General features: G+C 40.1%; 17 protein-coding genes. 16 read left to right on the forward strand and 1 reads right to left on the reverse strand.

The annotated features are described in order from the left end of the window. Positions 1 to 96 precede the first annotated feature (96 nt). From fadH to NST57_RS07490, 15 genes are all read left to right on the forward strand, one after another. Complete coding sequence (gene fadH, locus NST57_RS07420; protein ID WP_142154908.1) at positions 97 to 861, forward strand: 2,4-dienoyl-CoA reductase; 765 nt, start codon at positions 97 to 99, stop codon at positions 859 to 861. A gap of 64 nt (positions 862 to 925) precedes the next feature. Beyond that, positions 926 to 2146, forward strand: a complete 1221-nt coding sequence (locus NST57_RS07425; RefSeq protein WP_341299197.1) for an EAL domain-containing protein — start codon at positions 926 to 928, stop codon at positions 2144 to 2146. A 261-nt stretch (positions 2147 to 2407) separates the two neighbouring features. Continuing rightward, the gene (locus NST57_RS07430) at positions 2408 to 3304 is read left to right on the forward strand and encodes a manganese catalase family protein (RefSeq protein WP_019743902.1); all 897 of its coding nucleotides are present in this window, start codon (positions 2408 to 2410) and stop codon (positions 3302 to 3304) included. A gap of 184 nt (positions 3305 to 3488) precedes the next feature. Then, positions 3489 to 3731, forward strand: a complete 243-nt coding sequence (locus NST57_RS07435) for a YkuJ family protein (protein WP_003212254.1) — start codon at positions 3489 to 3491, stop codon at positions 3729 to 3731. A gap of 139 nt (positions 3732 to 3870) precedes the next feature. Then, positions 3871 to 4386 carry a ribonuclease H-like YkuK family protein gene (locus NST57_RS07440; RefSeq protein WP_142154910.1) on the forward strand — a complete coding sequence of 172 codons (516 nt, stop codon included), beginning with the start codon at positions 3871 to 3873 and terminating at the stop codon, positions 4384 to 4386. 149 nt (positions 4387 to 4535) lie between these two features. Then, positions 4536 to 4727, forward strand: a complete 192-nt coding sequence (gene abbA / locus NST57_RS07445; protein WP_008347999.1) for an antirepressor AbbA — start codon at positions 4536 to 4538, stop codon at positions 4725 to 4727. 146 nt (positions 4728 to 4873) lie between these two features. After that, positions 4874 to 5317, forward strand: a complete 444-nt coding sequence (cbpB, locus tag NST57_RS07450) for a cyclic-di-AMP-binding protein CbpB (RefSeq protein WP_142154911.1) — start codon at positions 4874 to 4876, stop codon at positions 5315 to 5317. Between the two features lie 96 nt (positions 5318 to 5413). After that, positions 5414 to 6295, forward strand: a complete 882-nt coding sequence (locus NST57_RS07455) for a LysR family transcriptional regulator (RefSeq protein ID WP_007498669.1) — start codon at positions 5414 to 5416, stop codon at positions 6293 to 6295. A 104-nt stretch (positions 6296 to 6399) separates the two neighbouring features. Further along, entirely contained in the window at positions 6400 to 6807 is a 408-nt protein-coding gene (locus NST57_RS07460; protein WP_341298339.1) for a DUF4275 family protein, read from the forward strand. A 199-nt stretch (positions 6808 to 7006) separates the two neighbouring features. Continuing rightward, on the forward strand, positions 7007 to 7483 hold the full coding sequence (locus tag NST57_RS07465) for a flavodoxin (protein ID WP_341298340.1): 477 nt from the start codon (positions 7007 to 7009) through the stop codon (positions 7481 to 7483). Further along, on the forward strand, positions 7473 to 8366 hold the full coding sequence (locus NST57_RS07470; protein ID WP_142154914.1) for an exo-alpha-sialidase: 894 nt from the start codon (positions 7473 to 7475) through the stop codon (positions 8364 to 8366). Before NST57_RS07465 ends, NST57_RS07470 begins: the two co-directional genes overlap by 11 nt. Positions 8367 to 8415: 49 nt before the next feature. Further along, entirely contained in the window at positions 8416 to 8841 is a 426-nt protein-coding gene (locus NST57_RS07475; RefSeq protein ID WP_341299198.1) for a flavodoxin, read from the forward strand. Between the two features lie 109 nt (positions 8842 to 8950). Then, the gene (dapD, locus tag NST57_RS07480) at positions 8951 to 9661 is read left to right on the forward strand and encodes a 2,3,4,5-tetrahydropyridine-2,6-dicarboxylate N-acetyltransferase (RefSeq protein ID WP_142154916.1); all 711 of its coding nucleotides are present in this window, start codon (positions 8951 to 8953) and stop codon (positions 9659 to 9661) included. A 34-nt stretch (positions 9662 to 9695) separates the two neighbouring features. Next, positions 9696 to 10874: an amidohydrolase gene (locus NST57_RS07485; RefSeq protein WP_142154917.1), complete on the forward strand. Its 1179-nt coding sequence runs from the start codon at positions 9696 to 9698 to the stop codon at positions 10872 to 10874. Positions 10875 to 10924: 50 nt separating this feature from the next. After that, positions 10925 to 11167, forward strand: coding sequence for a YkuS family protein (locus NST57_RS07490; protein ID WP_003211408.1), 243 nt, complete (start codon positions 10925 to 10927; stop codon positions 11165 to 11167). A gap of 24 nt (positions 11168 to 11191) precedes the next feature. Here the strand turns inward: NST57_RS07490 and NST57_RS07495 are convergent, their stop codons facing one another. Continuing rightward, the gene (locus NST57_RS07495; RefSeq protein ID WP_341298341.1) at positions 11192 to 12001 is read right to left on the reverse strand and encodes a mechanosensitive ion channel family protein; all 810 of its coding nucleotides are present in this window, start codon (positions 11999 to 12001) and stop codon (positions 11192 to 11194) included. A gap of 270 nt (positions 12002 to 12271) precedes the next feature. Here NST57_RS07495 and ahpA point away from each other — a divergent pair, with 270 nt between their 5' ends. Further along, positions 12272 to 12814 (forward strand): biofilm-specific peroxidase AhpA, encoded by a 543-nt coding sequence (gene ahpA, locus NST57_RS07500; protein ID WP_003211758.1) that lies wholly within the window; start codon positions 12272 to 12274, stop codon positions 12812 to 12814. Positions 12815 to 12843: the final 29 nt, after the last annotated feature.

The raw sequence follows: 12843 nt of genomic DNA on the forward strand, positions 1-12843 counted from the left end.
GATGAATCTCCCATATGGTGCATGGAGGGGAAATCATGATATGATAGACGAATAATGAATGAATAGTCATTCAAAATACACAAAGGGGGAGAACAAATGACGAAGCAAACAGTGATTGTCACAGGGGGATCTAGCGGAATGGGAAAGGCGATGGCGACTCATTTGGCACTCGGGGGCTGGAATGTTGTGATTACTGGAAGAACAGAAGAAACCCTTGAAACAACGGCAAATGAAATCAAACAGCAAGGTGGTTCGATCGCTTATTTTCAAATGGACGTGCGACATCCAGAAGATGCTGATCAAATGGTAAAGTTTGCGGTAGATACATTTGGTGATGTGGATGCACTTATTAATAACGCGGCAGGCAACTTTTTAGTTCCAGCAGAAAAGCTGTCTCCTAACGGCTGGAAAGCGGTCATTGATATTGTGCTAAATGGCACCTTTTTTTGTAGCCATGCAGTGGGCAACTATTGGATTCGTCAAAAGAAAAGCGGAAGTATGATCAACATGGTCGCCACATATGCATGGGGGGCTGGTGTTGGTGTAGCGCATTCAGCAGCCGCAAAAGCAGGCGTACTGTCGCTTACTCGAACGCTTGCAGTCGAATGGGGAAAGCAATATCACATTCGCGTAAATGCCATTGCGCCGGGGCCAATTGAAAGAACAGGTGGTGCTGATAAACTGTGGGAATCTGAAGAGGCTGCACAAAGAACATTAGATAGTGTTCCGCTCGGTAGACTAGGCACACCGGAAGAAATTGCAGAGCTTGCGAGTTTCTTATTATCTGAGCATGCATCTTATATGAATGGAGATTGTATCACGATGGATGGGGGGCAATGGCTCAACCAATCACCATTTTGAATGACCGTGTAAGACCTGCTTTTGATATGGTATAATCACACAAAGAGAGAAGCAGGTGATGAAAATGGTCGATCCATTGGATATTTTAACGAATATTGAAGATGTTTTCCCGCACTATCAAGCGATCTTCAGTGCGGAGGAACAAAAAGTGATAGGCTATGAGATTCTAGGAAGAATGAAGCTTGAGTCGGGAACGGTTAGTCTAGGCTCCTTCTTTACGGATTCATCTATTCCTGACGAATATAAATTGGAAGTAGATCAGAAAGTATTAAGTCAAGCGCTTGATCTCTTCACAACCGCAGATGAAGATTTGCTCATCTTTATTAATCATGATGCGAATGTCCTCATGCTGGATCATGGTGAAAGTTTTTTAGAACTTTTAAAAGAATATGAAGCAAGGGGCATTCAGCTTAGTCGGTTTGTCATTGAAATAACTGAACATACGTTTAGCGGCGACATTGAACAGCTTTACCATACGTTAACGTATTATCGTACATATGGGATCAAAATCGCCGTATCTAATATAGGAAAAGAAAGCAGCAATCTTGACAGGATTGCTCTGCTTTCACCTGATCTATTAAAAATAGATCTACAGGCTTTAAGGGCTTCGTCTCCATCTCCTTCCTATGAATATGTGTTATACAGCATTTCACTGCTTGCAAGAAAAATAGGAGCAGCTTTAATCTATGAAGACATTGAAGCGAATTTTCAGTTGCAGTATGCATGGAGAAATGGCGGTAGATATTTTCAAGGCTTCTACCTTCACGAGCCTGCCGCACAATTAATTGACCGTAACAAACGAAAAGAACAGCTTAAAGAAGAATTTCAACAATTCATTGCCCATGAGAAAAATAAACTCCAAGCTGTCTATGAACATTCTGAAACCTTTTATAAGCGAATTCACCAAGCCGTCAGTACGTTAAAAAAATCATGCAGCACAAATGATGAACTTATACAAAAACTGGCACTTGAACTAACCGATTGCAGCTTTCGTATTTATATGTGTAATGAAGAAGGGTTTCAAATTACTGGAAATGTGTTTAAGAAAGAAAAAGAATGGCTGTTTCAGCCAGAGTATATAGAGAAAAACTGGAGCTGGCGCCCTTATTTTCTAGCGAATATTCTTCAAATGAGAATTAGCGGAAAAGGATTTTTCAGCGATATCTACAGTGATTTAGAAACTGGAGAACGAATACGTACGTTTTCTTATCCGTTAGAGGGAGATGTGTATTTGTTTGTAGATCTTCCGTATGCTTATCTATATGAGCAAGAAGGATTAATTTGAAAGCAGCCGTTATGGCTGTTTTTTTTATTAGAAAAAAGATAGAAAAAATGGTTGACAATGAAACTGATAATCATTATCATTTAGTTATAGAGAGAAGCTACTCTCTGTTCCCCAACCCCTCTATCAGATCAAGATCCAAAAAACTTGGCGCTACCCCCGCCAAGTTTTTTTTGTGCGCCAATCATTCCCTTCATGCATAGGACATCCCAATTCATCCATACATCTTAAATGATGATAGTTAGACAGTAGGAGGGAAAAGTCATGATCAAACGTGACAAGCGGCTGCTGATTGATTTACCAATGCCAGATCACCCAGATGCAAATGGTGCAGCGGCTGTGCAAGAATTACTCGGCGGAAAATTTGGTGAAATGTCCACATTAAATAACTACATGTTTCAATCGTTTAACTTTAGAGGGAAACGAAAGCTCAAACCATTTTATGATCTTGTATCAAGTATTACAGCTGAAGAATTCGGTCATGTAGAGCTTGTGACAACTGCAGTCAATCTCATGATTACGGGAACCACCCATGGGGGCGATCCAGATACGACCCCGATGAAAGCGGCTGTTGATAAACGAAATACGCAGCATTTTATCCAAACAGCCCAAACTGGCTATCCGTTTGACTCCATGGCAAAGCCGTGGACAGGTGAGAATGTGTTCTCAAGTGGTAATCTGATTCTGGATCTTCTTCATAACTTCTTCCTAGAGTGCGGAGCTCGTACGCATAAAATGCGCGTATATGAAATGACGGATCACCCTACGGCAAGAGAAATGATCGGTTATTTACTTGTCAGAGGCGGCGTACATGTTGTGGCGTATGCAAAAGCCCTTGAGGTAGCGACAGGGGTAGATGTAGGGAAGATGCTCCCAATTCCAAATCTCGACAATAAATACTTTGACTCTGCAAGAAAGTTTGAAGATCAAAATATTCATACAAAACTGTATACATTTAGTGACACGGATTATAAGGATATCAATCAAATTTGGAAAGGAAACCATCCGATTGATGGAAAGCCGCTTACAGTTATTGAGGGCACGCCAAAAGGTGCACCCGTGCCAGATTATAGAGATTTGCCGGAAGAGTTTGCTCCAGGTATTTCAAAAGAAGATTTTGACGAAATTGCGAAACGCCTGATGAGATCGGCCGGTTTATAAAAAACAAGATGCATGAGATAAGAAAAAAGACTCAAAATAAAAAAACAGATTCTTTTTCTTTTTTTGAATTCAAGAGGAAAAATATCATCTGAGAACACTTTATGGTATGATGCTTTGTAGGACTTGTGTATAATCAATACGGGTTCATCTTGAGTTGTTTTTTTGAAAGGAGTCTTTTTTTAGAATGTCACAATTAATGGGTATCATTACAAGGCTGCAAAGTCTTCAAGAGACAGCAGAAGCTGCAAACGAGCCGGCACAGCGTTATTTCGAAGTGAACGGTGAGAAAATCTGTAGTGTTAAGTATTTCGAAAAGAATCAAACGTTTGAATTGACTGTTTTTCAACAAGGGGATAAGCCAAACACTTTCCCATTTGACAACATTGATATGATTTCGATTGAGATTTTTGAGCTTCTACAATCCTAAGCTGAATCGTATGAAATGTTTTTTCTAAGAATTCCTTCGTTGATTGCGGAAGCATACACTTCATAAGTGATGGACTAATGGAAGATGATTATTCAGTGCAATATTCGGATAAGAGACCATTGAAAAGGAGTTCCTTTCTGTGAGTGATTCTTTTTTCTTTAATCTTTCTGAAGAGCATTTAGCGTTTTCTGATGTTGTCATGAGATTGAAAGACTTTATTCAAAAAGACCCGAGATCTGTTTATGTACTATCAATTGGTACGGACTCTCAGGTCAATCAGAATGTCACAACATTTATGACTGCAATTCATCTTCACCGGATCGGCAAAGGAGCTTGGGGCTGTCTCACGCAGCAAGTGTTGAATCGGCCTGTACAAAGTCTTAGAGAAAAAATTTCATTAGAGACAGCGTTTAGCCAAAAGGTATGTGCAGACATCCTTGAGGGACCTTTAACAGAACTGATGGATTTGCTTCTTCCGTTTGCTGAGGAAGGGGCAGACCTTCGTTTTGAAGTCCATCTAGATATTGGCAAAAAAGGAAGTACAAAAGAGCTGATCCAGGAAATGACCGGAATGATCACAGCCATGGGAATTGAAGCAAAAATAAAACCCGACTCATACGCAGCATTTTGCTACGCCAATCGATACACAAAATAAATTCCGTCATTTTTCTCCAAACGTTGTCGAAACGTGCGGTTGACGATTCGATTCTAGTTCCTTATTCTAGCTGTATAGAGAGGAAGCAGACATTCAAACGCCTGCTAATCAATATAAAAGCATATATGAAACAGGGGGCCTGATGTTGAATGAGCGTCATCGAAAATCGTTTTAATGAAGAAGAGAAAAAGCTATTATTAAACGTATTACTGAATCAGGAATATGCTGTCGAATTACTAAGCAGTGAGATCAATGATATAGAGTGTGGAACAAAAAATGTCGACGACAATACGTATAAGAAATTGATCACATTGTATGACAGAGTAAGGTTTGAGAATTAATATCGGTTAAACATTCTATTAGATACTCTACGCTGAGTATCTTTTTTATGCAGAAAAAAATCTTTCGACAAAATTCGTTTTAGTTTATGCTTAATGTTAAAGGGGAATGTATGATTGATGATTGAGAGAAAAGGGGTCGAAGAAATATGATAGAGATAGAACCGGCTCAATTACTTGAGTCAACAGTAGCTGAGCATATGATTGATGCAGATAAAGTGGCACACGTTCAAATTGGAAATAATCTTGAGCACGCGCTATTGGTCCTGACAAAAACAGGATATACAGCCATACCTGTTCTGGATGCTTCTTATCATCTTCACGGGTTAATTGGAACAAATATGATCATGGATAAAATCTTTGGTTTAGAACGAATTGAATTTGAAAAGCTCGACCAATTGAAGGTAGAAGAGGTCATGCTATCAGATATTCCAAGACTAAAAACGACTGATCCTGTTTTAAAAGGCGTTCACGCTGTGACGAATAATGGATTTGTTTGTGTGGAAAATGAGGAGCAAGTATTCGAAGGAATTTTCACTCGGCGTGTTGTATTAAAGCGCTTAAATGAGGTCATTCATTCCACAAAAAAATGAGCTGCAGCCCAGCTTATTTTTTTTGCCTTCATAAGCTATTATTTATATAATGACCATATAGAATAAGAAAAACTTATCAAGAGAAGGAGGGCGTTCATGCAGCTTCAAGAGTTACATATGCTTGTTGTACTTAGTGAAGAATTGAATATGAGAAAGGCTTCAGAGCGGCTCTTTGTCTCTCAGCCTGCCTTATCTCAAAGGCTGCAAACGATTGAAAAAGAGTGGGGAACCAAAATCTTTTTTCGTTCACAAAAAGGCCTGACAGTGACTTCAGCCGGTGAACAGATTATTCAATTCGCCAAAGAGGTCACGACTGAGCAGGATCGAGTGCGAGAGAGAATTGATGAGCTTGAAGGAGACATACACGGTACACTCAAGCTTGCGGTTGCGTCCATTATTGGTCAGCACTGGCTGCCAAAGGTGTTAAAGCGGTATGTCGAGAAATACCCAAATGCCAAAGTGTCCCTTGTGACCGGCTGGAGCAGTGAGATGCTTAAAAGTCTGTATGAAGACCATGTGCACATTGGCATCATTCGCGGGAATCCTGATTGGAAGGGCACAAAGGAATACTTAATGACCGATCATTTATATTTAGTCGATTCTGTCATCAAGGACGTGGATGAGTTAATTGAGACAGAACGCCCGTTTATTCAATTTAAAAGTGATAGCACCTATTATCAAGAAATTCAGCACTGGTGGCATCAAAAGTTTAAAGTGTCGCCAAAGCAGACGATTCTTGTAGACCAGATTGAGACATGTAAACAAATGGCCTATCACGGTATCGGCTATGCCATTTTGCCTTCGGTCACCTTATATGACCATGAAAAAAGTGTACACAAAACTCCGCTCGTAGACGCAAATGGAGAGCAAATTGGACGTGACACATGGCTGTTAGGATATGAAGCCTCTTTTCAGTTAAAACAGGTTCAAGCATTTGTTGGTGTGGTGAAAGAAATGCTTGAAAGTGAGGCAGTGTAAGTACCTTCTGGAAGAGGAGGTGCTTTTTTAGGATAAGAGGTTTGATTGGGTTTTTAATAGATTTGCCTGATACATACTGAAAAAGCAGAAAGCTGGAAGAAATGATGAGAAATCAACAAATAAAGAAGATGGATATACCGAAGTGGGGAACTTATTTACGCGAGAGATGGCGTAGACGTTTTGCAAGTCATCTTTCATTAGAAGAACAAAAAGAGATTGGGATGGATGGCTTCCTATGGCACTTATGCAGCTGGGGAAAAGTTGAATGCCTTGAAAAAGAGGCAGCGATAAATGCCTTTCATCAGCAATCAAAGCATACATGTACTATTTTTTATCAATTTGCTCAAGAAGCGTATCTGTTTAAAAACGCGAATGAACTGTCAGTGAAGGAATTGCCATATACAGACGGACATATGGACTATAGCGATCTGTATGTCATGGATTGGGAAGAAAATTGGACATTTGTGATGACGCACGAAACTGATTGTGGTCCATATTTTATTCAGAAATAAAAAAAGAGTACATCACAAAGAGATAGGGTGATGATCAGTTAAAACCGCCTTCCAATTGGAATGAGCGGTTTTTTTATGTACGTCATGTTTATTTTGAACAACACCTTTTCATAAAACATTTGACAATGAAAATCATTATCATTTAAAGTGTACATATAATAATTGAAAATGATTATCATTTAGATGAGGTGACCAATAGATGAAAGCACTAATTGCATTTGCGAGTATGTCTGGCAATACGGAAGATATGGCAGCGATCTTAAAACAAACGCTTGAAGGAAAAGGAATAGACACAGAAATGATGGAATTTGACGACATAAGCGCAGAAGATCTTTCTTCATACGATTATGTTTTGATCGGTTCTTATACATGGGGTGACGGTGATCTACCTTATGAAGCTGAGGATTTTTATGAAGAGGTCTCAGCTCTTGAACTTAGTCACATCAAAGCGGCGGTATTTGGATCAGGCGATTACAGTTATCCAAAGTTTTGCGAGGCTGTTCATACCTTTCATGACATGCTGAAATCGACAGGTGCATCGGTATTTCCTGAAACATTGAAAATGGAACTTGCGCCAGATACAGATGAAGATGTGGCGTGCTGTGAGGAGTTTGCAACGAGCTTTTTAACGTGGGCATCATTGTCTGAGAAAAGAGTTGAAAATCATGTTTCATAAAGGTGCGACAGCTGTTGCTGCGTCTAAAAGTGGCGGCTACTTTGTTGCTGTCAAACGAGAAGGTATTTTCCATTACAGTGTGGAGGGCGGATGGCAGCAGCTTTTTAAGCTCAAGCATAAAATCCACGCTATCAGTTATATTGGACCTTATTTGTTCGGTGTTGGTGAAAATGGAACTGTCATACGATCAGGGGATGAGGGCCATACTTGGGCGTTATCATCATTTCCGACAAATGCAGTTGTTTGGTCTATTACAGGACGCAAAGATGGGTTTGTATGCGCACATGGAAAGCATAGTATTTATGTGTCAACCGATTTCGGAATTTCCTGGGAAATTATGAAGCCATTTGCTCATGTGAATCAGCCCCCTGTGATTCGTTCATTATGTGTAGCGGGCGATTATCTTTATATTGGCACGCAGATTCATGAGGTGCATGGAGGAATATGGGTGTATGACTTGCAAAGTGAACAGGTTTTTCTCCTAAACAGAGAAGAGCATCGAATGACTGCTTCTATGCTGCTTTGCGGGGAACACCTCCTTGTCTGTGCGCTGGGCTCTAAAAAAGGAAAAAGAGGGTCTGTTCAAATTTTAGACTTACATACAAATATGCTGCATGATATTCAATCACAAGCTTTTGCGCGAGAGGAATCATTTTTGGATGTGTCAGAGGATAATGGCATTGTGTATGTGACCACCTCACAGGACGAGCATGGTTTTTCTAAAGTGTATCAGCTTGATATAGAGCAAAAAGAGCTCAAGTGGTTTGATACGATCAAAGGGCACGGTTTTCGTGTTGCCAATCAAAATGAGAATTTTTTCTGTGCAGGTTTATATGAAAGTAAGTTTGTCATGCCTTATGAGGAACCTGCACTGATTCATTAATAAGGAGGAAGAAAAAGTGACGAAAAAAGTTTTATTGGTGTATGCCACAATGTCAGGAAATACAGAAGCAATGGCTGATTTAATCGAAAAGGGATTAAAGGAAGCAGGGGCTAGCGTGGACCGGCATGAAGCGATGGATATAGATGCTGAACTTCTTCATGATTACTCACACATTCTGTTAGGTGCATATACTTGGGGAGATGGTGATCTTCCAGATGATTTTATTGATCTATATGAGGACATGGAAGAGCTTGATTTGACGGGTAAAGCATTTGCTGTATTTGGCTCTGGAGATACATCTTATGAACATTTTTGCGGAGCTGTGGATTTAATTGAAGAAAAAGTGAAGGAGCTGGGCGGTGATATCGTCCTGCCATCTATCAAAATTGAGCTGAATCCAGAAGGAAACGAGGAAGAGGAATTGATTTCTTTTGGTAGACAATTTGTTCATCTTCACCAGCAAGAAGCGGGTTAAAGAGGCCCGCTTGTTTTATTTGCCAAGGCGAAGACAATTCTTTCACTTGTCATTAAAACTCTCCTTTGGTACAGTAATGAAGTATAAATTAAGAGGAGGACATACATACATGAAACAAATGGACGCTAATGAAATTATTTCATTTATTCAAAATAGTACAAAATCAACACCTGTTAAAGTCTACATTAAAGGTGACTTAGAAGGTATTGAATTTGGTGAACATGCAAAAACATTTATCACAGGCAGCACCGGTGTTGTCTTCGGTGAGTGGAGCGAAATTCAAGAAGCTCTAGCATCAAACAAAGACAAAATTGAAGATGTTGTCGTGGAAAATGACCGTCGTAACTCTGCGATTCCTATGTTGGATTTGAAAAACATCAAAGCACGTATTGAGCCAGGTGCAATCATTCGTGATCAAGTGGAAATTGGCGATAATGCAGTCATCATGATGGGTGCTTCTATTAATATCGGTTCAGTCATCGGTGAAGGTACGATGATTGATATGAACGTCGTTCTTGGCGGCCGTGCGACAGTAGGTAAGAACTGTCATATCGGTGCGGGATCTGTTCTTGCAGGTGTCATTGAGCCGCCTTCTGCCAAGCCAGTTGTAGTAGAAGATGATGTTGTCATCGGTGCAAACGCTGTTGTTTTAGAAGGTGTGACCATTGGGAAAGGTGCGGTTGTAGCAGCTGGAGCGATCGTTGTGAATGATGTCGAGCCTTACACGGTTGTAGCAGGTACACCTGCAAAGAAAATCAAAGACATTGATGAAAAAACAAAAGGTAAAACTGAAATCAAACAAGAACTGCGTCAGCTTTAATTGACACAATTCGCAGCTGAAGACATAGACGTGGATGATATATCCACGTCTTATTCGTATACAGGAAAGGAAGCGAGTTCACTTGTTAAATCGTGAGCAATTAATATCCATTCGAAGAGATTTGCACCAAATTCCTGAGCTTGGTTTTAAGGAATTTAAAACACAAGCTTATCTCATCAAGCATCTCGAATCGTACCCAACAGATCGAATCGAGATGGAAACATGGCGGACTGGAATTTTTGTGAAAGTAAAAGGGACAAATCCTACGCGCGTCTTTGCGTATCGTGCAGATATGGACGGATTATCTATCCCTGAAGAAACGGGCTATCCATTTCAATCCGTACATGAAGGCAACATGCATGCATGTGGACATGATCTTCATATGACCATTGCTCTTGGTATCATTGATCATTTCGTGCATCAGCCAATCAAAGAAGATCTGCTATTTATTTTCCAACCGGCAGAAGAAGGGCCAGGCGGAGCTGAACCAATGCTTGCAAGTGATGTTCTAAAAAAGTGGACGCCAGACTTTATTACAGCGCTGCATATTGCACCTGAATATCCAGTCGGCACGATTGCAACCAAGCCGGGCCTATTATTTGCTAATACAAGTGAGCTTGTAATCGATCTTGAAGGAAAAGGCGGGCATGCCGCTTACCCTCATTTAGCAAATGATATGGTGGTGGCTGCAAGTTCACTTGTAGGGCAGCTGCAATCGGTGATTTCACGTAATGTAGACCCTCTTGATAGTGCAGTTATTACAGTTGGCACGATTACAGGAGGAACTGCTCAAAATATCATTGCGCAGCACGCAAAGCTTGACGGAACCATTCGCACGCTCTCGCCAGAGTCTATGGAAAAGGTGAGAAAACGAATTGAAGCACTTGCAAAGGGCATTGAAATTGGTTACGAATGCAAGGCAACAGTTCGATACCCGTCATCTTATTACGAAGTGGACAATACAAAGGATTTGACAGAGGATTTTATGTCATATGTAGCCGAAGAAGGGCTTGCGAATGTCATTGAATGCAGAGAAGCGATGACAGGAGAAGATTTCGGCTACATGCTGAAAAAATATCCTGGGTTCATGTTTTGGCTAGGGGTAGATTCAGAATATGGTCTGCACCATGCAAAACTTACTCCTGATGAAAATGCGATTGAAACAGCTGTAAACGTTATGACGGCTTATTTTAAAAAGCAAGCAGGTGAATGAATAATCAAATGGTCTCCTGTACACCTTATGAACAGGAGGTGTTCTTGATTATGACAAGAATTGGTGTAGAACCATCTTTATCCGATGTAGAAGAACTTTTGAAGCAAAAAGGGTATGATGTCGTACGTATTCAAAATGAACAGCAAATGGATCAGTGTGACTGTTATGTGGTCACAGGGTTAGATTCAAATGTTCTTGGCATTTCAGACACAACGACAAAGGCATCTGTCATTACAGCGTCAGGTATGACAGCTGATGAAATTTGTCAAGAAGTAGAACAGCGCGTTCAATAAAACTAACAGAAAAGAACCAGGGTATTATGATCCTGGTTCTTTTTGCTCTTTGTCTAGATCGAGTGCTTCTTTCATTTTTTTGCGCAGAATTCGTTCGACACGCCACTGCTCCATCGTTTCAGTTTTTGCAATGATACGAAGGACGAGTGATGAGGAGCCAAAAGCCTCCACTCCAACAACTTGAGGACCTTCGATGATTTGCGGCATGCTCTCACGAACTTCATCACAGGCTGCCTGCAAAGTGGTGATCATCTGATCCACATTTTCATCTGGGGATAATTCGATATCAACGAGTGCCTGCATCGTCCCTCGTGAATGATTACTAACATTGAGTATACTTCGGTTCGGAATGAAATGAAGAGTGCCATCAAAGCTTCGAAGCTGTGTTGTCCTCAGTCCAATTTGTTCAACGATCCCATCAAAACCAGCAACCGTTATATACTCGCCGACATCAAATTGTTTTTCCAGCAGGATAAAGAATCCTGTCACAATATCACTCACTAATCCCTGAGCGCCAAATCCAATGGCCAGTCCTACAACACCTGCGCCAGCCAGCAAGGCGGTTGGGTTATAATGAAATAAGTCGAGGATCATAACAACTAGAATAAATATCAGCAAGTAGGCGAAGATATTTAAAGTGAGACTTTGCAGCGTCTGAGCTCGTGATAAAGAGACATCGTGCTTCTCAGAGAATGCTGAATAGGCACGCTTAATCATCTTGTTTCCAATCGCTCTGATGATAAAATAAATCACAAAAATAGCAATGAGTTTTAGCGAAATCATACTGATATTCATGATGATGGAAACCCAATCTACTTGTTCAAGTGCTTTCATGATCTTCAAAACCTTTCTATGTATGTGCGAAATGAGAAGCTAATCATTTGTTCCCTTATGCAAGTCATGTTAAACTTTTAATAGTTGGAGCGAGAGATTGTGACAAATCGTTAATTAAATTTATTATTAATTAATATTGACTAAAAATCGCTTAAGTATTATAATTATATTTGTGAAGTTATTAACTAAATGAGAATTTAACCTATTGATTCTCATTTTATATACAGCAAAGAAGTCTGTATAAAGATATTATTTTGGAGGGATTTACATATGGCAGAGCGTTTTGTAGGAAAACAAGCTCCACGTTTTGAAATGGAAGCAGTACTTGCTAATAAGGAATTTGGTAAAGTTAGTTTAGAGGAAAACATGAAGAATGACAAATGGACAGTTCTTTTCTTCTATCCAATGGATTTCACATTTGTTTGTCCAACTGAAATTACAGCAATGAGCGATCGTTATGATGAGTTCGAAGATTTAGATGCAGAAATCATTGGTGTATCTACTGATACAATCCATACGCATCTTGCTTGGATCAACACAGATCGTAAAGACAATGGTCTTGGAGAATTAAAATACCCACTAGCTGCTGACACAAACCACACAGTATCTAGAGAATACGGTGTTTTAATTGAAGAAGAAGGAATTGCACTTCGTGGTCTATTCATCATTAACCCAGAAGGCGAACTTCAATATCAAACAGTATTCCACAACAATATCGGTCGTGATGTAGATGAGACATTACGTGTTCTTCAAGCATTACAAACTGGTGGACTTTGCCCAGCGAACTGGAAACCTGGTCAAAAAACACTTTAATTGATAGTTGAAGAAACAATCTAACTGAT

It is taken from the genome of Bacillus sp. FSL M8-0077 (assembly GCF_038050255.1).
Taxonomy (GTDB): domain Bacteria; phylum Bacillota; class Bacilli; order Bacillales; family Bacillaceae; genus Bacillus; species Bacillus altitudinis.